Genomic DNA, 25,461 nt, shown 5'->3' with positions numbered 1-25,461 from the left:
GTTCGACGGTCCATCTACAGTCTGGTCTCGCTTACAGTCTGGATATGGGAACTTTCACGACGACCACACACGACGTGCCGCTGACCGTCAGCCGACCGGATTCGCCAGGTGAGCCGAAGCATGCGGTGGTGGTTCTCCAAGAGGCGTGGGGCGTGAACAAGCACATCGAGAGCATCCTCGAGCGTCTCGCCGATGCCGGCTACCTTGCCGTGGCTCCGCACCTCTACCACCGCGGCGCGCAGACGTCCTTCACCGACTTTCCGTCCGCCAAGGACGCGCTCATGGCACTCGACAGCACAACCATCGGCCACGACGTACGTGCCGCTGTCGACTACAGCCGATCCGAGGGAGCAGACAAGGTCGGCTCCCTCGGATTCTGCATGGGCGGCACCGCGTCACTGTGGTGCGCCGCGGTGCCCCTCGTCGATTCTGCCGTTACCTACTACGGTGGCGGCGTTGCAGAAGCCCGATGGAATGGGATTGCGGCAGGCACCGAACTCGCCACGCAACTGCAGGTCCCATGGCTCGGCCACTACGGCGACCTGGATCCGAGCATCCCACCCGAGAGCGTCGAGCAATTGCGCGCAACTGCCTCCGACCTCGCCCAGGTGTACCGCTATGCCGATGCCGGCCACGCGTTCAACAACGACACTTCGGCCAGCCACTATGCCCCAGATTCTGCTGCCCTCGCGTGGACCCGCACTATGGAGTTCTTCGCCGAAACCCTGTGATTCCAAGATGAGTCAGGGAACTCGCTTGACGACGGTCCCCGTGACCTCGTCCTGAATCTGGTCGGCATCTATTGCTCGACTCTGCGCCCGACGCGATCGAGTGAAGTAGTAGATGCCGATCACGGCCAGGACAAACGGAACTCCGAACACCAGCGTCATCTTGAAATCGTCGACCCACAACGTGGTGATCAGAATCGCGACCATGAGGGCACCGCCGAGGATTGTCCCCACAGGAAAGAACGGGATCGTAAAGGAGAGCTTTGTTCCGTCCTCTTTCATCCGCTTGCGAAAGAACCAGTGCGTCACGAAGATCAGTAGCCACGTCGCCATAGCCCCGAACATCGACAACGAAATCATCAAGGTGAATGCCTGCTCGGGAAAGAGCACGTAGACAATTGTCGCGACGGCGATACCCGACGTCGACAGCAACAAGGCGTTGACCGGTGAGCCGTTGGCTCGGACTTTGCCGAGAATTGCCGGTGCGTCACCGGCGCGTGAGAGCGAGAACATCATGCGCGAAGACACGTACAACTGACTATTCATCGCGGACAGTGCGGCAATGATCACCACGAAGTTCAGCACGCTGTCTGCGCCCGGAATCTTCACGACCTGCATCACCGTGACGAAAGGGCTTCCGCCGCTCAAGATCTTGTCCATCGGAGCGATTGCCAGTATCAAGGCAAGCGTTGCAATGTAAAAGACGAACAGCCGAACGATCGTCACACGGAATGCTTTCTTCACCGCCACTGCCGGGTTTTCCGCCTCACCTGCTGCAATGGCGATCATCTCGATGCTCAAGTAGCTGAAGATCGATACGATCACGGCAAACCACATACCGGACAAACCATTCGGAAAGAATCCGCCACCGGCCGTGTAGTTGTGGAATCCATAGTCCGGGTTTCCACTACCGAACACGACATACGCTGCCATCACGATGAATGCCACGATCGCGAAGACCTTGATCGTCGAGAACCAGTACTCCATGGTTCCGAAGGCCTTGACGTTGAACATGTTCACGCCGATCAGCACTCCGGAGAACAACACGATCCACAGCCACGACGGTACGTCGGCGAACCAGAACTGCATGTATTCACCGATTGCGGTGACCTCGGTACCGACAGCGAGGACGATGCACGACCAGTAGAGATAGCGAACGAGGAAGCCGATCAACGGTCCGACGTAGAACTCGGCGTACGCACCGAACGAACCCGATGTCGCATGTGCGACGGTCATTTCGGCGAGGGCACCCATCAGCAGCAGGGCGATCAACCCACCGATCGCGTAACTGATGATGACGCTCGGGCCGGCAAATCCGATGGCGAACTTACTGCCGAGGAAGAGTCCGGTGCCGATTGCACCGCCGAGCGCGATCATGCTCATCTGCTTGGGGCCGAGTTCGCGTTTGAGACCTGATTCTCGCTGCTGAATGTTTTTGAAATCACTCATGAAAGCTCCTTGCGAAAGGCGGTACCTCCCGGTCCGCGGAAACTTGGAAGAATCAGGTGACTGCGTCGCGCTCGCGGAATTCGGGGCGATCCCAGGACTTGTTCTCGAGGATGTCTCGCAACACGTCGACGGCGTTCCACACGTCGGCGTAGCCGAGATAGAGCGGAGTGATACCGAACCGCAACACTCCTGGTTCGCGGTAGTCGCCGATGACGCCCCGCGCGATGAGAGCCTTCATGATCGAATAACCCTCGGGATGAACAAAACTCACGTGCGATCCACGACGCTCATGTTCGCGTGGCGTGATCAACTCCAAACCGTAGGCAGCGCAACGCTCCTCGACGAGGTCGATGAAGAGATCGGCCAGCGCGAGCGACTTGCTCCGGATGTCGGCCATGTCAGCTTTGAGCGCGACGTCGAGACCACATTCGACAAGCGACAACGACGTGATGGGTTGAGTACCACTCAGAAAGCGCCGTATTCCTGCGCCGGGTTCGTAGGCCGACTCCATCGCAAACGGTCGCGCGTGCCCCCACCACCCGGACAGTGGCTGGATTCCGGTGTTCTGATGACGACGGTTGACCCAGATGAATGCGGGCGAGCCGGGACCACCATTGAGATACTTGTACGTGCACCCGACCGCGAAGTCGGCGTCGGCGCCGCCCAGGTCGACAGCGACGGCGCCAGCCGAGTGTGCGAGATCCCAGATCATGAGCGCGCCACGCTCCTGCACTGCTGCAGTGACTTCCGTCATCGCATACAGGTTTCCGGTGCGGTAGTTGACGTGCGACAACATCACTACGGCGGTGTCCGGTCCTACTGCTTCGGTGAGGTCGCTCGGTTGGTCGATCAGGCGTAGTTCGTATCCCTGATCGAGCAGCGAGATGATGCCCTCCGCAATGTAGAGGTCAGTGGGGAAATTGTCTCGCTCGGAGACGATCACCTTCCGGCTGGGATCCTGCGCAGCCGCGATGGACAGTGCGGAGGCCAATGCCTTGAACAGGTTGATCGACGTCGAATCCGTTACTACCACTTCGCCTTCACCTGCTCCCAGCAACGGGGCAAGTTTGTCACCGAGGCGGATCGGGAGGTCGAACCATCCAGCCTCGTTCCAACTGCGAACCAAGCCGTTGCCCCACTCGTCGCCGATCACTCTCGCGGCGTATTCCTGCGCGGCAATGGGACGCGCGCCGAGCGAGTTTCCGTCGAAGTAGAGGACGCCCTCTGGAATCGCGAACTCGCGGCGGAACTCCCTCAAGGGATCCACTGCGTCGGCCTTGACGCAGTCTTCCAACGAAAGGGCGGTTGTCGATGTCATGACGATTCTTCTCCTGCATGTGTCGGCGTTGAAAGTGATGAAGGCAGCGTCCGGAGCACTGCGCGTACAGGGCTGGCATCGAGGTCGAGGAACTTCAGCGGCAGGGCGATCAACTCGTAGTAGCCTTCGTCGACGTCGTCGAGGCAGAGTCCTTCGAGGATCGCGACGCCACGATCGCTTGCCGCGTGGTGCCCGTCCATGGTCTTGCTGTCCATCGGATCGAACGAGGCGCCGTCGATTCCGATCAGAACGCCACCGCGGTCGGCGAACCAGTGCGTCAGCTCCGGAGAAACGCCGGCGAAGTCGTTGTCCCACTCGCGCGGGTACTTCCGGTACGTCCTCAGGATCAGCCGTTGCGGCAGATGGCCGCCGAGTCGCTCCACCGTCTCTTCGACGGGCCTGACGCAGGCGGCACCGTCGACCCCCGTCATGTCGACCACCAGAGCCTCACCGAGATAGGGCTCGAGGGGAACAGAACCGATAGTCGCGCCGTCGATGCGGGTGTGCGCCGGCGCATCGGCGTGAGCACCGATATGCGGAGTGGTGGTGATTCGGTTGATCGTGACGGCGTCACTGCCGCCGAGGTCTGACGTGACAGCGCGGGTGAAGGCAGTATCGCCTGGCCACACGGGCGTCGATTCGGAGATCGGCGGGCTGATGTCGATCACCCGTGCCACCCAGTCGCCCGCGTGTCCGTCGCCCGTGTGTCGGCCGATCCTCGGAAGCATCCAGACCCCTTCGTCGCAACAGTCGACTGTGCTGATCTCGACCATTTGATAATTCGATGTGTTTGGCAAAAGCTAGAATCATCAACGGGCGCGGTCAATAGTTGCTGAATATTTTCGCGACGACAGGGAGAAATCGGATGATAAATGCGATCGAACGGGCAGCTGCCGCGGCGCGGCCGAATCATGTTCGGCTCGACGACGTCGATACAGCGATTCTCCGCGAACTCGTCCGTGATGCACGCATCCCCAACAATGCGCTCGCCGAGAAGGTCGGGATAGCGCCGTCGACCGCCCTGGCGCGGATGCGCGCTCTACGCGAATCGGGCGTCATCAAGGGGTTTCACGCAGACATAGACCTCGAGCTACTCGGCCTCGAGATCTCGGCGATGGTGTCGATTCTGATTCACTCCCACGCCAGGAGTCGGATGACGGAAATTGCCGAGCACCTGAGCGGACTGGATTCCGTTCAGCGAGTGTTCCTGATGAGTGGGGACCGTGATCTTCTGGTGCACGTGTCGTGCGAATCCCCTACTCGGCTTCGCGATTTCGTCAGCGCGCACCTCAACGATCCGGCCATCGCCAACACACAGACCAACCTGATCTTCAGCGAACTACGACAGGGCGATTGAACAACAGGGGCGATTGAACGACAGCAAGTTTGAAACAAGGGTGGCCGACGAACACCCGTCTAACGATTCTCGAACGCTCTACGCGCGAAGCTCGCCCAGATGTAGAGATACGAGCTCGGCGAGATGCACGGCAACCTGATCCAACGGACGCACCGATCGCGACGAGATGGCGAGGACCGCGGCGCCCTCTATCGCGCACACCGTCGTCGCGGCAAGTGATCGGGCCACGGACTCACCTACCCCCGCGCGCTCGAGCTGCGAGGCAAGCAGGTTCATCCAATCGTCGAATACTTCCGCGGCAACTGCCGGCGCCAAGGGAGCCTCGGTGCCACCCAGTGCCGCAGCGACGATCGGGCATCCGGCGGTGAAATCACTGGCTTCCAGTGTGTCCTTCCACATCTGAACAAAGGCGACAAGACTCTCGACAGGACTGTCCGTCGCGGTGAATTCCGCGATGATCGAACTCATCAGCTGCCCGGCCACCCGCGTGGACTCCTCGACGAGCTGCGCCTTCCCCCTCGGGAAGTTCTGATAAACCGAGCGCCGAGCGGTATCGCTCCGAGCCAGCAAGTCGGTGATTCCCGTACCGGCAACGCCGCGTTCCCGCACGAGGGCGATCGTGCCTGCGATGAGCCGTTCTCGCGGACTCGGTGTTTCTCGCGGACTCGGTGTCATGAGTATCCATCCTCGGGTTCAGCGACCGACCCTTGCGGTAGCACGATCAGTCTACTATCTTATCCAGAATACGTTACTGCCATTCACATATACATGGCCGAGGCGCTCGGGTACACCCCGCCGTCACATCCACGAAGGACTTCACATGACAGCCTTGAACCAACCCTTTCCTCGCGTGGCGACACGGTTCGTCGAAGCCTCGGACGGGGTACGACTGGCAGTGTTCGAGCGGGGGAACCCGAGTGGGCCGACAGTTCTGTGCGTGCACGGATTTCCCGATGACCACGAGGTCTGGGACGGAGTGACCAGCGAACTCGCGTCGACGATGCGTGTGGTGACTTTCGACGTGCGAGGTTCGGGAGCGTCCGGGCACCCGAACCGGATCAGGGACTATCGACTCGACCAGTTGGCAGACGACATCGGTCGGGTACTCGACGAGGTCTCGCCCGGGCGTCCGGTGCATCTGGTCGGGCACGATTGGGGTTCTGTGCAGGGCTGGCATGCCGCCACCGCTTCAGCACAGAGGCACCACTTCGCGTCGCTGACCTCGATCTCCGGACCTTGCCTCGATCACGTTCCCTATTGGATACGGTCACGCCTCGCAGCGGGACCCGCCGGCTGGAAAGACATTCTGGGACAGTGGAAGTCGCCACTGTACATGGGTTTCTTCCAGCTCCCGTGGATTGCACCGCTGGCGTGCCGGCTAGGCCTGGTCGACAGAACAATCACTCTGGCCTCGCTTTTCGAAACTTCGAGCTCCGAGTCGGCAGCGCGTTCCGCCCCGGTCTCGGCGCACCGCGCTCGCGAGAATCGCAGCGCCCTCCGGATCTACACCGCAAACTTGCTTCCGCGCCTGCTTCGCCCGCAACAGCGCACCACTGATCTGCCCGTACAGGTTCTTGCTCCCCGTCGGGACATCTTCATCACTCCCGCAAGCCAAGTCGACATCGGTCGCTGGGCAGCCGATTCACGGGTTCACTCCGTCGACGGCGGTCACTGGATACCTCTGTTCAACCCGACAGTCGTTGCCGATCTCGTGCGGTCCTTCGCCCGGGAGCACGCAGAAGAAACCACCGAATCGAACGGAGAACCACGATGAGCGCACACACCGACGTCGACAAAGACGCAGACAAGGTCGCCCTCGCAGCCCGAAACGTGTCCTGGGACTGGACCGGGCTGCCGATGCACTACTTCGACGCCAATCCGTTCGCTACGCACCTGGCAAACGGGATGAACATGCTCCTGCCCGAGGGCGAAGTGTTCTTCGTCGACGTCTTCCAACAAGCACTGCCCCTGATCAAGGACGACGCCGTTCGCGCGGACGTGATCGGGTTCATCGGCCAGGAAGCGACACATTCCTCGGCACACCAATCGCTGCTCGAGTATCTCAATGGCGAGGGACTCGACACCGAACCGTTCGTCGAGCAGATCCGGTGGATGTTCCGCCGCCTTCTAGGCGACCGTGATCTCACCGGACGCAAAGCCCAGTCTTGGCTCCTCGAACGTGTCGCTCTCGTCGCCGCCCTCGAACACTTCACTTCCTACCTCGGGGATTGGGGGCTCAACGCCCGAGGCTGGGACAAAACCCTCGACCCGAAAGTCCTCGATCTGTTCCGCTGGCACCTGGCCGAGGAAGTCGAACACCGCCATGTGGCGTTCGACCTCTTCACCCACCTCGACGGCGGCTACCTGCGAAGAGTACGTACTTGGATAGTCGCTGCACCGATGCTCGTCATTCTCTGGGTGCGGGGCATTCGCTACATGATGTCAGTGGATCCTGCGCTCGGCGGAAACACCCGGCGGATCAAGCTCCGCGATGTTCGCCTGGCGATGAAGAAGGGCCTGATGCCAAGTCCGTGGAGCCTGACACGGATGTTCTTCGAGTACTTCCGCCCCGGCTACCACCCGTCGCGGTACGGCTCGACCAGCCAAGCAGTTGCCTACCTCGCCTCGTCACCGGCAGCTCGCGCCGCCGCCTGAGTAACGCACACCGCCCGATCTGGAGTACGCGAATGACCCGATTCAGTCCCCCACCCGTACCTGCGTCCCTGCGCCGACCACACAAACCTGACCGACTGATGTCCGGCCTGCAGTCCCTGATCCGCGGATACTCCGCCGTGACCAGCCGGGTGCGCATCATCGAACCCACCCCAGTCGACCGGACACTGAGTCTCGTAGTGACAGAGACGAACCTCGAGGCCGACGGAGTGCGGAGCCTGCGTCTGGAATCCGCAGACGGGACCATCCTGCCGCGGTGGTACCCGGGCGCACACATCGATCTGACGCTCCCTTCGGGAACGATCAGGCAGTACTCGCTCTGCGGCGATCACACCGATACGCGTAGTTACCGGATCGCGGTCCGCCGGATCCCTGACGGCGGAGGAGGATCGACCGAGATTCACGATCGAGTGACTACGGGTACCGCACTCACCGGAGGCGGCCCTCGAAACGCGTTTCCCTTCGCGTACCCGCACCTGGCACGAGCAGACAACTCCCGCGTCACCTTCATCGCCGCAGGCATCGGTATCACCGCGATTCTGCCCATGGTGCGTGCCGCGGCGTCGTCGTACGTCGATTGGCATCTGACCTACCTCGGCCGGGACACCCGGTCCATGCCGTTTCTGGGCGAGATCAGCGAATTGGACTCCAACCGGGTCCGGATCCTCACCGGCCCGCGCCTGCCGGCCGCAGAACTGCTTACACACGCCGGCCCAGGTACGTCCGTCTATTTCTGTGGCCCGCCGGCCCTCCTGACCGACATTCGAGCCGAATTCGACCGAACAGGCTCCGCCGGTCTGCATTTCGAGAGATTCATCCCCGAACCTGTTGTCGGGGGAAAGCCTTTCGAGATCCGATTTGCCCACAGCACGGATTCGATTGACGTCGCCGCGGACCAGTCAGCGCTCGCTGCAATAAGAACCGCAAGGGCCGATGTGAGGTACTCGTGTCAGCAGGGATTCTGCGGCACGTGCCGAGTGCGGGTCATCAGCGGAGAGGTCGACCGCCGAGGACAATCAGCGTTCCTCGACGAACCAGACACCATGCTCATCTGCACCGATCGAGCCAACTCCGCCCAACTCACCATCGAACTGTAACCGCGAGTGATCAATCCAAGCCCAGCGTGAGAGGCTGACCAACCATGTCGACGTCCGATTCCGTCACACCACTTTGCCCACCGGAATTAGTTTCCGGCGCCAAGAGATTCGCCGTTCGCCCCGGCTTCACCGGCCTGCATTGGACAAACGTGGCCAAACAATTGTCGCCCGGCGGCCGGGAAATCCTTCGCAGAGACTTCGTCCCGGTTGCGGTCGAAACATTCACCGGAACAGCCCCGGAGTTCTGGAGCGACTGGCTCTCCGATGCCAAACTTGATGACCTCAAGGGCCTGGTCGTCGTGCTCGATGCGAGTGGTACTCCCGCAGCCTGGGTCGCAAGCAATCAACGAGAATTCGGCGGACGGTCATGCTTCTATGCCAACTCGGCGGGAGTGCACCCGAACTACCAAGGGTCAGGTCTCTCGAGCGCAATTTGGCGAGAACTGTTGCGTAGCGCAATCGTTGAATCGGCGCCGCGCAGACTGTATGCGGTCATGCGTACAGCCAACCCCATCGTCTACGGCGCGTGGTCGGCAGGCGCAGGTGGACTCGACAAGGCATATCCGTCACCGATCTCCACCGAAATTCCCGATCGTGTCCAGCGAATCGCGAAGGACGCAGCGGCATACCTCGGCCAGCTCGACCGACTCGACCCGAACACTTTGATCATCGAAAATGCCTACGAACACACCGAGAACGGGCTTTGGACCGAACGGCCCACGTCAGATCAAGACTCCGTCGACAGCTGGATGCAGGCCACCCTCGGCCCGAAAGACGCGATCATGCTCGTCGTGGCATTCGACCCGATCCCCTTGCTGTTCGACGAGATCGTGCGAACCGTGCGCATACGTTCGGGAATCGGCACAGCCGGGTCGTCGAGGAGCTCCCGCAAGGCGTGAGGAGATCGTCCGCAATCAGCGGAGATCACCAACTAAGGTCGAAGTATGTTGCCGCTGGGGGTGTCCATGCTCTGGGAAACGGTGGAGCCGGAAGCTGCGCTGGAAGAGCGATTCGGATTCAACGGCTTTGGCGCAGCCACCCGTTGGGTCTCGGCGGTACTCGAGCAGACTTGGGGATTGACGGCCCTCGAGTGCTCCCGAATGGCGATCAGTGACCAGAACGCGATTGTGTGGGTTGCGAGCGACCGAGGTGGGCTGGTGGTGAAGTGGTCGCGAGCCACAGAGCGCTTCGCGCACCTGGAGGCAGCGACGCGCCTGCTGAGCGCACTCGCTGAGGTGGGTATACCCGTTCCGTCGCCGATCACGTCCCTGAACGGATTGGACCGGGAAACACTGCTGGTCCGGGAAACACTGGAAGGCCCTTCATGCGCAGTGTCATTCGCCGTACTGCCGGAGTTGGCGGGAGATTGGTTGGACGTGCAGGACCACTCGGCGGTCCGGTCGGCCGGAGCCTGTCTGGCTGAGATACACCGAGCGCTCGGTGCCACCCACGTCGACGGATCGGTGTTCTCGTTGCGCACTACCGGGTTGAAGGAGCGCATCGGTGGCTGGCTGGAGAGTTTCAACCGCGGGTTTGCGCCTGAGGCAACACGTAGGCTCGCGAACCTCCTGGAGCGGGCGTCCGAACTCGATGACCGAACTCAACTGGTACACAACGACTTCCGCGCAGCCAACATCTTGACTCGAAACTCTCAGACCACCGGAGTACTCGACTTCGACGACGTGGTGATCGACCACCGGGTGAGCGACCTGGCCAAGGCAAGCGTCTATCTGGGCACCCTGTTCACCGATTGGCGACCGACACCGATCGCGGTACGGCAGAGCCTGCGCGCCGGCTACGAATCTGTACGTCCCCTCAGCCGATCCGAGACAGAATGGTTCGAGATCCTCGAACTGTGGCACGGCCTGATGGCAATCCCGGGTGAGAACGACACCGCCGGTTGGGCCTCCGCGTTGTAACGAAAGTGGGGACACCGATACCGGCGTCCCCACTTCGCTTCTGATCACATCAGGATCCGGCGCGGATCCATTCTTCGAGATGCGGCGCCTCGGTACCGATCGTCGTGCCGTCGCCGTGACCGGTGTGAACCTTGGTCTCGGCGGGGAGCGCGAACAGCTTGTCGCGAATGGACCCGATGATGGTCGGGAAGTCTGAGTACGACCGCCCCGTTGCGCCGGGTCCACCGGAGAACAAGGTGTCGCCGCTGAACAGTTCCCCCGCCTCGGGCAGGTAGAGGCAGGTCGACCCCGGGGAATGGCCCGGTGTGTGGATGGCCAGAATGTCCGTGCCCGCCACAGCAATACGCTGATCATCTTCCAAGCTCAGATGCTTCACCCCGGGGTGAGTCATCTCCCAGAGCACGTCGTCGGCCGGGTTCAGGTAGATCGGAGCGTCGAGCTTCTCGGCCAGCTCCGGCGCAACCGTGACGTGATCGTTGTGACCGTGGGTGCAGACGATTCCGATCACCTTGCGTCCACCGACAGCGTCGATGATCGGCTGCGCGGTGTGGGCTGCGTCGACAATTACCACTTCGTTGTCGTCACCGATCAGCCAGATGTTGTTGTCGACGTCCCACGTTCCGCCGTCGAGGCTGAACGTGCCCGAAGTAACTACACGATCCACACGCAATGTCACAGGACCACCACCGAACGAAGGACCTCGCCGCGGTGCATCGTCTCGAAGGCCTTCTCGACCTCGTCGAGCTTGATTCGCTCACTGACGAACTTCTCGAGCGGCAGACGCCCCTGCTGGTACAGGTCGACCAGAACGGGGAAGTCACGCTCGGGCAGGCAATCGCCGTACCACGACGACTTGAGGGCTCCGCCGCGCGAGAAGAAGTCCACCAGAGGCATTTCCAGCTTCATGTCCGGCGTCGGAACTCCCACCAGCACTACGGTTCCCGCGAGGTCGCGGGCGTAGAACGCCTGCTTCCAGGTCTCGGGACGGCCGACTGCGTCGACAACCACGTCGGCACCGAAACCTCCGGTCAGCTCCTGGACCGCCTCGACGACGTCGTCGACCTCGGTGGCATTGATCGTGTGCGTGGCACCAAGTTCCGTGGCCCACTCCAGCTTTCGGGGATCGCGGTCGATCGCGATGATGGTGTTGGCACCGGCCAGGCGTGAACCCATGATCGCTGCGTCGCCGACGCCGCCGCAACCGATCACGGCAACCGAATCACCGCGTCCGACGTTGCCGGTGTTCATCGCGGCGCCCATGCCGGCCATGACGCCGCAACCGAGCAGTCCGACGACAGCCGGATCGGCCGAGGCGTCGACCTTGGTGCACTGGCCTTCGTGAACCAGCGTCTTGTCTGCGAATGCGCCGATGCCGAGTGCCGGCGTCAGTTCCGTGCCGTCTTCGAGCGTCATCTTCTGCTCGGCGTTGAACGTGTCGAAGCAGTACTGCGGGCGGCCACGCTTACACGCGCGACACTGCCCGCATACGGCACGCCAGTTGAGGACGACGAAGTCGCCCACCTCGACATGAGTGACACCGGGTCCGACACTCTCGACGATGCCCGACGCCTCGTGCCCGAGCAGGAACGGGTACTCGTCGTTGATTCCGCCGTCGCGGTAGGTCAGGTCGGTGTGGCACACACCGCACGCTGCAATGGCGATCACTACCTCGTTGGCGCCGGGATCGGGAATCGTGATGGGGACGATTTCGACGGGGGCACCCTTGGATCGGGCGATGACGCCGCGTACCTGCTGTGGCATGGCTTTGCTCCTGGCTTCGTGCGATTTGAGGACGTGTCGTCACATGACGCCGTGTTTTCACATTGCGATATGTGCACTCGTTGAAAGGTTAGCCCGAAGCAGGTGCCCGCAACCCTGGCCGAACTGACTGACCGACCTGGCCGAAAGGACTAGGGCGCGGGCTTCACGCCGGCCTCGGCGCCCGCGGCGGCGGCCGCGCCCCGACTCTCGACGCCCAATTTCCGCAGGACCCCGGCAACATGAAACTTGACTGTGCTCTCACTGACACCGAGTCGCTCCGAGATCGCCTTGTTGCGCCGTCCGGCCACCAGATGCTCGAGTACCTCGAACTCCCGCGGTGCCAGTTCTGTGAGGACGTCGCGATTCGGTAGGGCGACGGGGGCGTCGAGCGGGATGGTTGCGCTGATCCGATTCCCCCACCCAGGCGTCGACTCGGATTCGACGGTTCCACCCAAAGTCTCTACCCGAGAACGTAATTGACGTTCCACATCGATCACGTCGGCTTCACCGCCGCCGTCGTCGCGAATGTCGATCGAGAGTGAGGCCGCGTCGAGCGTCCAGGCCACCCGGATACGCGAGAGCGTCTGCTGATCCGACAAAGCCAAGACCGCGCCGCGAACCACTGCTCGGGCGCCGTGCGCCACTTCGCCGGGCAGACCGCGACCGTCGACGGGTGGCTCCACCAACTCCAACGCGATTTCCCGATGCTTGAGCAGCGAACGCAATTCCCCACGCATCCGTGCAAAAGCCGTGGTGGTCGACTCTTCGGCCAACTCGCGGTGCACGTCGACGGCTGAACGCAGGCCGATCAGGGCCGAGGCCGCAGTTTCCCTGGCCGAGGTTCGCGCACGTGTGTCGTCGAGATCCGCCGAGCGTAGCGTTGCCAGCATCGTCTCGAGAGTGGCCGCATGCACCTCGGTCATCTCTGCGACGGTGCGTGCTCGCTCGGACGACGCTGCCCGCGACTCGGCCAGGTATGCCGGGCTCGCGTTCCGCACCTGGAGCTGAATTCCGGTTGCAGTCACCGCGAACAGTGCCTGGATCAATTCGAGGGATGCCGCCTTCACCGGTCCGGGGTGCGGCGTCAGCACGAGGAGGGTGTCTGTTCGATCGAGCATCGCGAGCACTTCACGCTCGCGGCCGGCAATGGCAGACTTCCCCCGAAAGATCTGTCCGACAGTGAGATCCGTACGGATACGGTCGAGTTCGGCGATGGTCACACGATCGACGACAGTTGGATCCCCGGCAACCTTGCGCGGCCTACCGGTGCACTCTCGGGTGAAGATCACCAGAGAGGTGTGCGGCACCATATCCGCGATCAGCGTCGAAAATCGTCGGCCGATTTCGGGAAGTGGTCCCACCAACACGTCTCGAAGGGCGGTGATCAGTAGCGCATTGTCGGTGGTGCTCACCGTTCAACGATAACCATCCGGTTCACTGGTGCAGCGTGGTCTTCATGAGCATCACGTTGTAGTCGGACCACGTGGTAGCGAGAAAGTAGAGGTCCTGCCCCTGCGACCAGGGGTGCATGTACGCGCCGTAGAGGCCCGGAACCTCGTCGGTGCCGATCACGACGTCCGGTGCGCTCCACGGTCCGGTCAGGTCCGAGGCCGTCCGCAGCACCAGCGCTCCCCACTCGTTGGAGTACATCGCGACGAACTTGCCGAGATAGTTGTTGTACTGCACCGACAGTTCGCTGACATCCCCGTCGAGAACTACCGCCGCGGCAGCGGGATTGTTGGGGACCCACGCCTTTCCGTCCCAGTATTCGTACGCCGCGACGTCCGCGATGGAGGCTTCCTTCACCCGCGAGAGTCGTCCCTCGCCGAAACGTCCGGCTGGGGTACCGAAGTTGTAGACGTAACCACCGTCTTTGACAAAGGAGCCCATCTGGAAGTTGTCGTTACCCGTCAACGGCAGATTCGGCCGGGACGAGGCCGGTTCGATCTGCCAGGTCTCACCGTTGTCGTGCGAGGACGCGATCTGCGAGAAGTTGGTGACCCACTCGCCCGACCCTCCCCACGAACGAATCGACATGTAGTTGACGTACTGAACGCCGCCAACCGAGATACCCGTCGTCGGAATGCTGCTGGTTTCGACGCCGGTGACTTTCAGACTTCCGATGATCTCGCGTGAGTGATTCGGCCGGTCGGTCGGTGAGGAGTCGATGTTCATGCCGTCGGACAGATTTCCGTCCGAGCTACGGAACAGGACGTTGCTGCGCCAGTCACCGACCACCCCGGAGCACAGGGGGTCAGATCCGATTCCGACGGTGTCACCGAAGGCTGTCAGGACCTGACCTGCACCGTTGTCCCACATGATGCCGAGATCCGTACCGAGGACGTTGAACCGCTCGACGGTTTGGTTGGGGCTGAGTGCTCCCGTGATGTACTCGACCGCCGAGGTACGCCCCTGCAGTTCCGGAAGTTTCCCGTCCGTGCCGTTGAGCCAGGGAATCGGATTGGTCGGCCCGCCTGTTTGATCCAAGCTGCCGGTGACGTTGCAATCCCACGGGGATGCATGCGCTTGGGTTGCCCCCAAGACCGCGGTCGACGCGAGTACACACGTCACTGCTGCTGTCGATATCTTCCGTATCCGGCGCATCGCTCCCCTTTCGCGGGGGGAGATCCGGACTCTACGAGGTGTGTTGCTCGACCGGATCGGTTCATCCACCCACGAGAACACAAGGTAACAGGTAAATCGGTCAATCTAGACAAAACGGGCCTATTTGGTGGAGATGGATTTCAACCATTTCTCCATCACGGCTGCGGCAATCTCGAGCCCCTGCGACTCGGCAGCACCCAACTGCTCCATAAAGATGCGCGGACCGTCCACTCCCAACGAAGCATGCAGCGAATCGCGGTACTCGGCCAGTTCCATCCATTCGCGCGCCACCGCGGAGGACGCTTCGAGGTGAAACTGAACGGCGTAACTCTGCTTGTATCGGAAGAGTTGATTCGGATACTTGGCTGAACCAGCGAGCCGTACCGCACCGTCCGGAATGTCGAAGGTATCCGAATGCCATTGCATCGCAGGGAATGTGGAAGGCAGGCCTCCCCACACCGGATCTTCGTGCCCCTCGGCAGTCAAGGTGATGTCCTCAACTCCGACTTCGGGTACCGCTCCCGTGTAGACGCGAGCACCCAGCGCCGCGGCGAGCAACTGCGAACCCAGGCACACTCCCCACACCGGGACGTCATTCTCGACCAGATCGCGAATGTACTCGATCTCGGACGCCAACCACTCGACCTCGCCCTGATCGCCGACGCCCATCGGCCCACCCATCACGATCACGGCGTCGAACCGTTGATGTGACGGAAGCCGGTCGGTGCCCAGAAGCACCGTCTGCACGTCTCCGTAGCTCTCCAGGACAGGCGAATACGCCGCTGGGGGTTCGCACTGCGCGTGTCGTAGTTCCAGAAAATGCATGTAGGCAATTCCTCTCGAATCCGGTGCCGAAAGCCTATGGTTCTATTCGACATAAGGCACATCGACGGCGTGTGATGTGCTCTGCGCTCGTATCTCCCCCCTTTCATCAACCCTTTGGGCACCATCGACCACCTCGGCGGCCGTTACGACGAATTCTCCACTGGTCACGACCCCAGTCGCCGCGGAAGTGACGCCCGCTACAGCTCCCGCGATCATGCCCAACGTCGTGTGCATGAATCTTCAAGATGCGCAGGACAGCATTCAGTCGGCCGGAGTTTTCTTCTCGAGAAGCGCTGACGCAACTGGTGCGGGTCGACGCCAGCTGGTCGATTCCAACTGGATTGTCGTCGATCAGACACCCTCTGCCGGAAGTCCTTTCGGGGAAATCGAAGCCGTGCTCTCGGCCGTCAAGATCGGCGAACCGAACCCCTGCTGATCGACTGAGTTTTCGAACTTCGCCATTCCGGGAACACTGCGCCCTACTTGACAACTACCTCCGACCTCCTTCACTGTAGTCAACATTACTAGTATCCAATATATTGGATGCGAAAGGTTGGTTTGCAACATGAAGGTGCAACGAAGACGGCAGAGCGGCCACTCGCCGGCGGCCATGAGCGAACACGTCATCGGCATACTCGGAGGCATGGGGCCCGCCGCTACTGCCGACTTCTACTCCAAACTCGTTGCGCTGACACCAGGTTCGACGGATCAGGAGCACCCCAAAGTTGTCATCTGGGCCGATCCCACCGTTCCCGACCGGACTTTGGCGCTCACCGAGAACGGCCCGGACCCCACCCCCTGGCTGATCCGCGGTGCGCGCGTTCTCCGAGAGTCGGGCGCAACGACGCTCGCCATCCCGTGCAATACCGCCCACGCCTTCCTGCCCGCCATCTCGTCCCAACTGGGACTTCCCGTCGTCCACATGATCGACGAAGTTGCGCGGCACATCCGGACACTCTCACCGGCCGTGACGTCCGTCGGACTCTTGGCCACCACAGGAACGGTCCGCACCGGGTTGTATCAACAGTGGCTGTCCGAATACTCGATCGACGTCCTGCTACCCGAACCGGCGATCCAGGATGAATTGGTGATGCCGGCGATCCGAGCCATCAAGAGCGGCAACGTCGGACTCGAGACCACCGACAAGCTCGTCAGGGCCGCCGATCTTCTCGCCGAATCGGGCGCGCAGGTAGTCGTGGCCGGATGTACCGAGATTCCACTCGGACTCCCTGCCGGTGCCACAACCTGTCAGATCGTCGATCCGGCAACAATTCTCGCCCGCGCTCTGCTCCTGCGCGTTGCGAACGCTCGGAAAGACGCTTCAACGGCGCACTCGGGCTGACCAGTGGCGGGCGGCCTGCAGAGTACGATATCCAGTATGTTGCGTGACGGTAAACCGGTTGAGCGAACACGAATGAGCGACATCGCTCTCGAACGCATTCGCGAAGCGATCGTCACCGGTGAACTGGCCCCGGGATCGAAGATCAAGGACAGCGAGCTCGCCGAGTATCTGGGCTTGAGCAGAACTCCGGTCCGCGAAGCACTGGCAAGGCTTGTCGACACCGGACTCGTGGAAGCGAAACCCGGTGCGTACACACGCATCACAAGCCTCGACCGCGGCGACGTCGAAGCAACACTCGCAGTCATCGAAGCTCTCGACCAACTGGCCGTCGTCACCGCAGTACCGAACCTCACCGACGAGATGATCGGGGCAATGCGTTCCGCCAACAAGGACTTCGCTGCCGCCGTCAAGCGAAACGACATAGGCCGAGCCCTGACCGCTGACGATCGCCTACACAGCGTCATCATCGATGCTGCGGCAAATCCGCTGTTGAAGAAGCTGATCCACCAAGTTCACCCACAAATTCACCGCATCTACTACCGCAAGTTCTCGAGCCTTCTCGGCAGCCAGGACTCCGTCGACCATCACAACAAGCTGATCGACCTGTGCGCAGACCACGACGCCGAGGCGGCAGCGACATTGTCGGCCGAACATCGACGCCACCTCGGCGGGCTGATCGGTGAACTCTTCGACGCCGACGAGTTCACTCTCGCGGACTGACCGACGCTCCAGAGAAAATTCGGCGCTTGCCTATATTGGCCATCGCCGATATAAATGACTGGTGCATGCGTTCAACGTTCTCGGAGACCCCGTTCGGCGGCGAATCCTGGAACTCCTGTCCAACGGAGAACGCTCGGCGGGTCAGATCTCCGAAGTCGTGGCAGCAGAGTTCGGGATCTCCCAACCGACCGCGTCCGGGCACTTGCGAGTACTCCGAGAAAACGGATTCGCCACCGTACGCAGCGAAGGCACCAGGCGTCTCTATGCCGTCGAGCCCGCGCCACTGCAAGAAGTGGACCACTGGCTCGACGGATTCCGGCAGTTCTGGAGCGGACCTCTCGACGCACTGGCCACAGAACTCGCACGCGGGAAACGACGCGGCTCCGGACGGAACAGATCTTCACCATCGAATTCTTCCGAAGAAGGGGACTCACAATGACCGAGATCGCGAGCCAGGACACCAGCCTCACCGCGGTAGAGCGGAGCATGGGCAACCGCGAGATAGCCGAAGGTTCGGCTCGAACAGCCGTACTCAAGCGCCGCTACAACGCGTCGGTCGACGACGTCTGGGACGCCATCACAACGCCTGACCGCATCAACCGCTTCTTCCTCCCGGTGAGCGGAGACTTCCAGGTGGGCGGCTCTTACGCTTTCGAAGGCCAGGCGAGCGGCGAGATCCTGGCCTGCGACGCTCCACACCTGCTGCGACTGCAGTGGACCCCACCCGGCGATCGCGGATACAGCGATCAGGTCGAGATCCGATTGACCGCAGACGGCCCCGACGCCACCTGGCTCGAGTTGGAGCACGCCTCCGTCGCCGATGTCTTCCGCAACGACCCGGACACCGGCTGCTACGGCGTCGGAACCGGATGGGAAGGCCCGCTTCACTACCTGGGCGAATACCTGCGCGGCACTCTCCCTGATGCGCCGGGCACCGAGTGGTACACCTTCGACGAAGCAGAGGAGCTTCGTCTGGCCAACTTCCGCGGGTGGGAGTGGGCAAAGATCGAGGAAGAGCACAGCGGCCGGTAACGCCCAATTCTTCGAAAACGGTCACAGGATGGCCGTTTGCTTTGTATCGTGACCGAGCTGGACGTATGTCCAGCAGTTTTGGTGGCTTTCTTTCGTGCCACAACTGCTTCGGTCCACGAGAAGAGAGCTCCACATGGCGCCACAACCCGTAGTCGACAACCCGGCCACGACGCGACGCACGCACATCATCCGGACAGTTCTCGCTGTCCTCGTGATCGCACCACTGTCGATTGCGGCGTTCTACATGTGGGCACTGTGGGATCCGGGCGACACGGTCAACCGCTTGCCCGTCGCCATCGTCAACGCGGATGCGGGCACAGAACTCGACGGCACCAGTCTCCACGCCGGAGACGAGGTTGTTGCCGCGCTCGTCCAGAGCGGTGACGTTGCATGGAAGGTCGTCTCGGAACAGGAAGCCGCCGACGGCGTCAACGACGGCACCTACTACTTCTCCGTGGTCATTCCGAAGACTTTCAGCGCGGACGTGGCGAGTGCCGCATCGGGTTCGGGCCGGAAAGCCGAGCTCGACGTCTTATACAACGACTACAACAGCCTGGTCGCTGGCCCGGTCGGTGAAAGCATCATCGCTCAGGTGCGCTCGGCGGTCTCCGAGTCGATCGGTGAGCAGTCCATCGACCAGGTGCTGGTCGGGTTGGGTGAACTCGGAACAGGATTCGGCGAAGCCGCCGCAGGCGCGCAACAGCTTTCCGACGGGTCCTCCGAAGCGCTTGCCGGAACCAACGAGCTCTACGCCGGAAGCAAGGAACTCGCCACCGGTATGGGTGAAGCAAATCAGGGCGGCAAGGAGTTGGCCGCCGGAGCCGGCGAGCTGGCCGCTGGAGCAAACGAAGCTGCTGCGGGCTCGGGCGAGCTGAGCGCCGGACTCAACCAGTTGGTCGGGGGAACAGACGAACTCGGCGCTGGAGCTCGTCAGATCAGCGAAGTGGTCGACATGGTCACCACCCCGGTACTCGACCTTGCCGGGTCCTCCGACGCCGTCGTCGGTCAGATCGATGCCCTCACGTCGATGCTTCGGAACTCGACCGATCCGGTCTCCGCCGGGCTCGTCGAAGCGCTCGGCGGACTGCGAGCCTCCCTGACCGCGCAACCGTCGGACGACGACGTGATCGGTCAGCTCGGTCAGCTTCGCGACGGTGCGCGGGAAATCTCGCGGCAACTCACCGATCCGAGCAGTGACTACCGCGGTGGCCTGCTCGCAGCGGCGGCAGGCGCAGGCGAACTCAACACTGGCCTGGGCCAACTGTCCGACGGCGCAGGCCAACTCGCTACCGGCGCACAAGAACTCTCCACAGGCCTCGGCCAGCTGGACACTGGAAGTATCGCGCTCCGCGACGGCCTAGGCCAGCTCGCGGCCGGCGTCGGCGAGCTCGACGCGGGTAGCGCGGAACTGGCTACCGGTTTGTCGGACGGTGCCGCCCAGGTACCGCAGTTCACGGACGACGAGCGCGCCACCACGGCCAATCTGCTCTCTTCCCCCGTTGCCGTAGACGCGCGGAACAACTATCCCGCAGCCGGATTCGGACCGGGAGCCGTCCCAGCCGTGATCTCGGTGGCATTGTTCCTGTGCGGAATCCTCACCTGGTTCGTCGTCCGCCCCCGACGCGGACGTTCGCTGAACTCGCACACGAGCGTGGTACGTGAGGGGCTGCGCCGCTACCGCATTCCCGCCCTGGTCACCTTGGTCGCGGCACTCGTGTTGTCGGTGGTGTCACTGACCGTGGCAAACGTCGAACCACCTAGTGTCCTGGCGATGATCGCAGTAATGATCCTGGTGGGCGGCGCCGCAGTCAGCTCCGGCAGGCTCTTCACCGTTGTGTTCGGAGCCGTCAACGGAACCTTCATCGCCCTGGGCGCCCTGATGATTCAGATCTTCGCGTTCGGTGCGGTGTACCCCATCGAACAGATGCCGACGGTCCTGCAGTGGCTGCACGCTCTGATGCCGCTCACGTGGGCGCGAAACGCCATGCGCATGGTCCTTGTCGGATACTACGGCCCGAAATTCTGGGTGGCGGTACTCGCTCTGGCCGCCTTGGTGATCGGAGCCGTCCTGTTCACCATCTGGTGGCGCCGCCGACAAGAACCGCCAACCGGCGCCGACGACGACGCGCCGATCACCGAGGAGATCGTGTACCTCCAGCCAACGAAATCGTGAGACGGTGCAAATGTTGGATCAGCGTACGAGCGTCGTACGCATCAACATGACGTTGTAGTCGGCCCACGTGGTGGCAAGGAAGTACAGATCCGAACCGCTGGACCAGGGGTGGATGTATGCGGCGTAGATACCGGGAACCTCGACCAGATTGACCAATGTTTCCGGTGCCGTCCACGGACCGACCGGACTTGGAGCGGTTCGCATCACGATCGAACTGAACGCGTCGGCGTACATCGCGACGAACTTGCCGAGGAACTCGTTGTACTGAACGGAGACCTCACCGATGCGGCCGTCCATGACGGGTACGGCCGCAGCGGGATCGGCGCGGACCCAGCCGCTTCCGTTCCAGTACTCGTAGGCGGAAAGATCGAGTATCGCCCCCTCGGAGACGCGAGAAAGCCGAACCTCACCGGATCGTCCCGCGGGCGTTCCGTAGTTGTAGACGAACCCGCCGTCCTTCACCATCGAGCTCATCTGAAAGTTCTCACTACCGGCAACAGGACCGACACCGGCGGGAAGAACACCACCGATGTTGGGGCGCAGCGTTTCCGGACGCGTGGTCCAGGTTTCGCCGTTGTCGGACGACGTGGCCATCTGTGAGTAATTGGTGCTCCACTGCCCGGCTTCGCCCCAGTTTCGCACCGACATGTAACTCAGATACTGCACACCGTTCACGGCGATGCCGCTGGTGGGGATACTGGAAGCCTCGACGCCAGGAATCTTCAGACCGGAGATGATCTCGCGTGCCTGACCGGCGCCGTCCATCGGCGCGCTGTCGATACGCATCCCGTCGGCCAGTACCCGGTCCGAGCTGCGGAAAAGTACATTGCTTCGCCACTCGCCCACCAAACCGTCGCAGGCGGGGTTGCGGCTGAGCCCGGTGGTGTCACCGAAAGCGGTCAGAATCTGACCGGCACCGTTGTCCCACATGATGCCGAGGTCGGTGCCCAGGACGTTGAAGCGATCAACCGTCTTGTTGGGACTATATGTCCCGGTGACCTTTTCGATGGCGGCAGTACGCCCGGACAGTCCGGGCAACCCTCCGGTGTTGCCGTTGAGCCACGGCGCCGCATTGGCCGGCCCTCCGGTACTACCAACACCACTCACACCGACGCATCCCGGCGCCGCAGCGGCCGGCGATGCCACCGCCGTGACGGCAGCAGCTGCAAGCGCAGCGACCACCCCGAACACCCCCAATGATCTCCCCGCGCGAAACATGACTCCCCCAAGGCCGGGATTATTGGTGTTGTTGTCGTCGTTCCCCCCGAACCTCGGACAATCTAGCAACTGCAGTCACAGATAACCCAATCAGACAAAAACGTGAAAAGGCCTGAAAGTCATAGCAGTTCAGACTTTCAGGCCTTTTCGGACAGCGGTGATCAGTCAGTGGGTCAGCGCGTTCCGCTCACTCCGCCGTCGAGTGGGATCACCGTCCCGGTCACATAAGCCCCGGCACGCGAAGACAGGAAGATAGCAAGACCTGCGGCATCTTGCGGAGTTCCGACCCGGCCCAACGGGACCGAGTCCGCCACAGCCTTTGCGCTCTGCTCGTCTTCGAGAAGGAAGGCCATCATTTTCGACGGGAACGGACCCGGCGCAATCGCGTTGACCGTGATCTGCTCCCCCGCAAGCGTTGCCGCCAACTTGCGCGTCAACATGTGCACCGCAGCCTTGCTGGCTCCGTACGAGAAGTTCTCCGAACCCGAAACCACGAGCCCGTCGATCGATCCGATATTGATCACACGCGCAGGATCTTCCGCAGTGGCCGCAGAACGCAACTGTGGCAACAGCTTCTGAGTCAAGAGGAAGATCGCCTTGACGTTGATGTCGAAGATCTTATCGAAGCCGGCAGCCGGAAAATCGTCGACGGGAGCGCCCCACGTGGCACCGGCGTTGTTGACCAGTACGTCGAGCGTCGGCGAAATCTCCGCGACCTTCGCAGCGAGGCTCTCGATCCCCTCGTCGGTGGACAGATCGGCCGGGTGCGAGATGCAGGTGCCGAACTCGGAAAGCTCCCGCGCGGCGTCGTCACAGGCTTGCGCCTTACGGGCCGAAATAACTACCGTCGCTCCGCCTTCGACAAATCCGCGAGCGATCATGTATCCGATACCGCGTGATCCACCGGTGACCACGACAGTCTTTCCACTGACGTCGAACAGTCCCTCGATCAAGCTCATGCGACCTCGAAAAGCCCGGCAGCACCCATGCCGCCGCCGATGCACATGGTCACGACGACGAGCTTGGCTCCGCGCCGTTTGCCTTCCAGGAGTGCATGGCCGACGAGACGAGCACCCGTCATTCCGTACGGATGACCCACGGAGATACCGCCACCGTCGACGTTGTACTTCTCGGGATCGATCCCGAGCTTGTCGCGGCAGTACAGGGCCTGAGAGGCAAACGCCTCGTTCAGTTCCCAGAGATCGATGTCGTCGACCTTCAGCCCGTGCAGGTCGAGCAGACGCGGAATCGCGAATACCGGGCCAATTCCCATCTCGTCCGGAGCGCAACCCGCGACAGCCATGCCACGGTAGATACCAAGCGGAGCCAAACCGCGGCGTTCCGCCTCGCCTGCCTCCATCAGCACCGACGCCGAAGCCCCGTCGGAGAGCTGAGAAGAGTTACCCGCAGTGATGGAGGAATGAGCACTGACAGTCCCGTCGGCCAGAACCGGACGCAGACTCGCCAGCCCCTCCAACGTGGTGGACGCGCGGTTGCCTTCGTCCCGGGCCAGCGTCACGGACTCGCTGCGGATCTCACCCGTCTCCTTGTCCTGCACCTGCTTGATCGAGGGCAGCGGGACGATCTCGAGATCGAACCGACCTGCGTCCTGTGCCGCTGCGGTCCGCTGTTGCGAGACGAGCGCGAACTCGTCCTGCTGCTCGCGGGTGACCCCGTAGCGCTCGGCGACGATCTCGGCCGTGTGCAGCATCGGCATGTAGATCGACGGCTTGTTTTCCTTCAGCCACGGATCGGCCGCACGGAAGTTGTTCATGTGATCGTTCTGGACCAACGAGATCGATTCGACGCCGCCGCCGACCGCGATCTGCATTCCGTCGTCCACGATCTGCTTGGCTGCGGTTGCGATCGCCATGAGCCCGGATGAGCACTGACGGTCGATCGTCATTCCGGAAACGGAGTCCGGAAGCCCGGCCCGCAGTACAGCTTGCCGCGCGACGTTGCCGCCGGAGGATCCCTGCTGCAGCGCGGCGCCGAGGATGACGTCCTCGACCTCGCCACCGTCGAGGCCCGCGCGCTGAACTGCATTCGAAATGGCATGTGCAGCAAGCTCTTGAGCCTGAGTGTTGTTGAACGCGCCGCGGTAAGCCTTACCGATCGGGGTACGGGCGGTGGAAACGATGACAGCTTGCCTCATCGGGGAAACCTTTCGTCGAACACGAAGTGCTGTGCGCCTTTATTAACCGCCGGGGGTTAATAAAGGCGCACAGCAAAGAGTCAGGGCTGGAACACGACGCGACCGACAGTGGTGCCGTCGCCGAGGCGACCGATACCGTCGGCAACGTCCGTCAACGACAACCGCTCGCTGATCAGTGGTTTGACCAAGCCGGCGTCGGCGAGCCTGGTGAGCTCGACGTGGCAGTCGTCGATGGCCTGCTGGTTGTAAGCCTTGTACAGCCCCCAGTGCAGTCCGATGATCGAATAGTTCTTGATGAGAGCGTGATTGAGTGCCGGCTGCGGGATCGTGCCACCGGCGAAGCCGATGATGACGATCCGTCCCTCGAAGGCGATGCACTTGGTGGACTTCGCGTATGCGTCGCCGCCGACCGGATCGAAGACCACGTCGGCGCCCTTTCCGCCGGTGAACTCCTTGACCGCTGTCACGAAGTCCTCGCTGTGACGGTCGACGACGAGGTCAGCACCTAGCTTGCGTGCGTACTCCGCCTTGTCCGGGCCGCCGACAACACCGATCACCTTGGCGCCTGCCGCCTTGCCGAGTTGCACTGCGGCACTACCCACACCACCCGCTGCGGCGTGCACCAACAAGGTTTCGCCCTCGAGCAGTTGAGTACGGCGATGCAGAGCGAACCACGCTGTCTGATAGCCGATACTCAGCGCGGAGGCTTCCGCGTCGTCGAGAGCCGACGGCGCCGGGAACGTGTTGTTCTGATCCAGTACCGAGTACTCGGCGAATCCGCCAGACGGCAGACTCGGGTTACCGATCACACGGTCACCCACTGCGAACTTGGTCACCGATTCACCGACTGAGACCACTTCACCGCACAGTTCGACGCCGGGGGTGAAGGGCAGCGGCGGCTTGATCTGGTACTCACCCCGGCACATGAGGACGTCGGGGAAGTTGGCCGGAGCCGCCAGCACCTTGACCAACATCTCCGTCGCATTCGGGGTGGGATCCGCGGTCTCCTCCAACGCGAGCACATCGCGGGGTTCACCGAGTTCGTTGACGCGCCAAGCCTTCACAGCAATTCTCCAGACAGATAGTGGGT

26 protein-coding genes are annotated in these 25,461 nt (G+C 62.1%); 13 read left to right on the top strand and 13 right to left on the bottom strand.

Annotated elements, in window-relative coordinates; all coding sequences use genetic code 11:
• Positions 1-44 precede the first annotated feature (44 nt).
• A complete protein-coding gene (locus ACWF6P_RS05580) occupies positions 45-731 on the top strand; it encodes a dienelactone hydrolase family protein (protein WP_378530934.1) in 687 nt (228 codons plus the stop codon).
• Positions 732-743: 12 nt separating this feature from the next.
• On the opposite strand, the gene ACWF6P_RS05575 is transcribed toward ACWF6P_RS05580, so the two are convergent.
• Genes ACWF6P_RS05575 through kynB form a run of 3 tightly spaced genes read right to left on the bottom strand, consistent with a single transcriptional unit; the run spans position 744 to position 4,223 of the window.
• Complete coding sequence (locus tag ACWF6P_RS05575) at positions 744-2,177, bottom strand: amino acid permease (RefSeq protein ID WP_452620302.1); 1,434 nt, start codon at positions 2,175-2,177, stop codon at positions 744-746.
• Between the two features lie 52 nt (positions 2,178-2,229).
• On the bottom strand, positions 2,230-3,495 hold the full coding sequence (gene kynU, locus ACWF6P_RS05570; protein WP_452620301.1) for a kynureninase: 1,266 nt from the start codon (positions 3,493-3,495) through the stop codon (positions 2,230-2,232).
• Positions 3,492-4,223 carry an arylformamidase gene (gene kynB, locus ACWF6P_RS05565; protein WP_452620300.1) on the bottom strand — a complete coding sequence of 244 codons (732 nt, stop codon included), beginning with the start codon at positions 4,221-4,223 and terminating at the stop codon, positions 3,492-3,494. The genes kynU and kynB overlap by 4 nt, the downstream gene beginning before the upstream one ends.
• Before the next feature lie 137 nt (positions 4,224-4,360).
• Between kynB and ACWF6P_RS05560 the strand changes: the two genes are divergently transcribed.
• Positions 4,361-4,852 (top strand): Lrp/AsnC family transcriptional regulator, encoded by a 492-nt coding sequence (locus tag ACWF6P_RS05560; RefSeq protein ID WP_019745679.1) that lies wholly within the window; start codon positions 4,361-4,363, stop codon positions 4,850-4,852.
• A gap of 78 nt (positions 4,853-4,930) precedes the next feature.
• On the opposite strand, the gene ACWF6P_RS05555 is transcribed toward ACWF6P_RS05560, so the two are convergent.
• Positions 4,931-5,527: a TetR/AcrR family transcriptional regulator gene (locus ACWF6P_RS05555; protein WP_452620299.1), complete on the bottom strand. Its 597-nt coding sequence runs from the start codon at positions 5,525-5,527 to the stop codon at positions 4,931-4,933.
• A 145-nt stretch (positions 5,528-5,672) separates the two neighbouring features.
• On the opposite strand from ACWF6P_RS05555, the gene ACWF6P_RS05550 reads away from it, so the two are divergent.
• The 5 genes from ACWF6P_RS05550 (at position 5,673) to ACWF6P_RS05530 (ending at position 10,541) form a co-directional block, all read left to right on the top strand.
• On the top strand, positions 5,673-6,626 hold the full coding sequence (locus ACWF6P_RS05550) for an alpha/beta fold hydrolase (protein WP_452620298.1): 954 nt from the start codon (positions 5,673-5,675) through the stop codon (positions 6,624-6,626).
• Positions 6,623-7,507, top strand: a complete 885-nt coding sequence (locus ACWF6P_RS05545; protein ID WP_452620297.1) for a metal-dependent hydrolase — start codon at positions 6,623-6,625, stop codon at positions 7,505-7,507. Before ACWF6P_RS05550 ends, ACWF6P_RS05545 begins: the two co-directional genes overlap by 4 nt.
• A 32-nt stretch (positions 7,508-7,539) precedes the next feature.
• A complete protein-coding gene (locus ACWF6P_RS05540; protein ID WP_452620296.1) occupies positions 7,540-8,622 on the top strand; it encodes a PDR/VanB family oxidoreductase in 1,083 nt (360 codons plus the stop codon).
• 149 nt (positions 8,623-8,771) lie between these two features.
• Positions 8,772-9,521 (top strand): GNAT family N-acetyltransferase, encoded by a 750-nt coding sequence (locus ACWF6P_RS05535; RefSeq protein WP_452620295.1) that lies wholly within the window; start codon positions 8,772-8,774, stop codon positions 9,519-9,521.
• Positions 9,522-9,566: 45 nt separating this feature from the next.
• Entirely contained in the window at positions 9,567-10,541 is a 975-nt protein-coding gene (locus ACWF6P_RS05530; RefSeq protein WP_452620294.1) for a phosphotransferase enzyme family protein, read from the top strand.
• Between the two features lie 49 nt (positions 10,542-10,590).
• On the opposite strand, the gene ACWF6P_RS05525 is transcribed toward ACWF6P_RS05530, so the two are convergent.
• The 5 genes from ACWF6P_RS05525 to ACWF6P_RS05505 form a co-directional block, all read right to left on the bottom strand.
• A complete protein-coding gene (locus tag ACWF6P_RS05525) occupies positions 10,591-11,217 on the bottom strand; it encodes an MBL fold metallo-hydrolase (protein ID WP_007730862.1) in 627 nt (208 codons plus the stop codon).
• Complete coding sequence (locus ACWF6P_RS05520; RefSeq protein WP_378649245.1) at positions 11,214-12,302, bottom strand: S-(hydroxymethyl)mycothiol dehydrogenase; 1,089 nt, start codon at positions 12,300-12,302, stop codon at positions 11,214-11,216. Before ACWF6P_RS05520 ends, ACWF6P_RS05525 begins: the two co-directional genes overlap by 4 nt.
• Positions 12,303-12,451: 149 nt before the next feature.
• Entirely contained in the window at positions 12,452-13,714 is a 1,263-nt protein-coding gene (locus ACWF6P_RS05515) for a LuxR C-terminal-related transcriptional regulator (RefSeq protein WP_452620293.1), read from the bottom strand.
• Between the two features lie 22 nt (positions 13,715-13,736).
• A complete protein-coding gene (locus tag ACWF6P_RS05510) occupies positions 13,737-14,906 on the bottom strand; it encodes a DUF4185 domain-containing protein (protein ID WP_452620292.1) in 1,170 nt (389 codons plus the stop codon).
• 120 nt (positions 14,907-15,026) lie between these two features.
• On the bottom strand, positions 15,027-15,731 hold the full coding sequence (locus ACWF6P_RS05505; RefSeq protein WP_452620291.1) for a type 1 glutamine amidotransferase: 705 nt from the start codon (positions 15,729-15,731) through the stop codon (positions 15,027-15,029).
• Between the two features lie 232 nt (positions 15,732-15,963).
• Between ACWF6P_RS05505 and ACWF6P_RS05500 the strand changes: the two genes are divergently transcribed.
• From ACWF6P_RS05500 to ACWF6P_RS05475, 6 genes are all read left to right on the top strand, one after another.
• Entirely contained in the window at positions 15,964-16,167 is a 204-nt protein-coding gene (locus ACWF6P_RS05500; RefSeq protein WP_452620290.1) for a calcium-binding protein, read from the top strand.
• A gap of 129 nt (positions 16,168-16,296) precedes the next feature.
• On the top strand, positions 16,297-17,073 hold the full coding sequence (locus ACWF6P_RS05495) for an aspartate/glutamate racemase family protein (RefSeq protein WP_452620289.1): 777 nt from the start codon (positions 16,297-16,299) through the stop codon (positions 17,071-17,073).
• 36 nt (positions 17,074-17,109) lie between these two features.
• The gene (locus ACWF6P_RS05490) at positions 17,110-17,793 is read left to right on the top strand and encodes a GntR family transcriptional regulator (RefSeq protein ID WP_378530899.1); all 684 of its coding nucleotides are present in this window, start codon (positions 17,110-17,112) and stop codon (positions 17,791-17,793) included.
• A 61-nt stretch (positions 17,794-17,854) separates the two neighbouring features.
• A complete protein-coding gene (locus ACWF6P_RS05485) occupies positions 17,855-18,232 on the top strand; it encodes an ArsR/SmtB family transcription factor (protein ID WP_452620288.1) in 378 nt (125 codons plus the stop codon).
• Positions 18,229-18,825 (top strand): SRPBCC family protein, encoded by a 597-nt coding sequence (locus tag ACWF6P_RS05480; protein WP_452620287.1) that lies wholly within the window; start codon positions 18,229-18,231, stop codon positions 18,823-18,825. Before ACWF6P_RS05485 ends, ACWF6P_RS05480 begins: the two co-directional genes overlap by 4 nt.
• A 133-nt stretch (positions 18,826-18,958) precedes the next feature.
• Positions 18,959-20,998 (top strand): YhgE/Pip family protein, encoded by a 2,040-nt coding sequence (locus ACWF6P_RS05475; protein WP_452620286.1) that lies wholly within the window; start codon positions 18,959-18,961, stop codon positions 20,996-20,998.
• An 18-nt stretch (positions 20,999-21,016) separates the two neighbouring features.
• Here the strand turns inward: ACWF6P_RS05475 and ACWF6P_RS05470 are convergent, their stop codons facing one another.
• The 4 genes from ACWF6P_RS05470 to ACWF6P_RS05455 form a co-directional block, all read right to left on the bottom strand.
• Complete coding sequence (locus ACWF6P_RS05470; protein WP_452620285.1) at positions 21,017-22,216, bottom strand: DUF4185 domain-containing protein; 1,200 nt, start codon at positions 22,214-22,216, stop codon at positions 21,017-21,019.
• 173 nt (positions 22,217-22,389) lie between these two features.
• Positions 22,390-23,175, bottom strand: a complete 786-nt coding sequence (locus ACWF6P_RS05465; protein ID WP_452620284.1) for a RhlG family 3-oxoacyl-ACP reductase — start codon at positions 23,173-23,175, stop codon at positions 22,390-22,392.
• The gene (locus tag ACWF6P_RS05460; RefSeq protein ID WP_452620283.1) at positions 23,172-24,371 is read right to left on the bottom strand and encodes an acetyl-CoA C-acyltransferase; all 1,200 of its coding nucleotides are present in this window, start codon (positions 24,369-24,371) and stop codon (positions 23,172-23,174) included. The genes ACWF6P_RS05465 and ACWF6P_RS05460 overlap by 4 nt, the downstream gene beginning before the upstream one ends.
• A gap of 80 nt (positions 24,372-24,451) precedes the next feature.
• Positions 24,452-25,435 carry an NADPH:quinone oxidoreductase family protein gene (locus tag ACWF6P_RS05455; protein ID WP_452620282.1) on the bottom strand — a complete coding sequence of 328 codons (984 nt, stop codon included), beginning with the start codon at positions 25,433-25,435 and terminating at the stop codon, positions 24,452-24,454.
• Positions 25,436-25,461: the final 26 nt, after the last annotated feature.

The organism is Rhodococcus sp. NPDC055024 (genome assembly GCF_053608585.1).
This window is presented reverse-complemented; position numbering and strand designations above follow the sequence as displayed.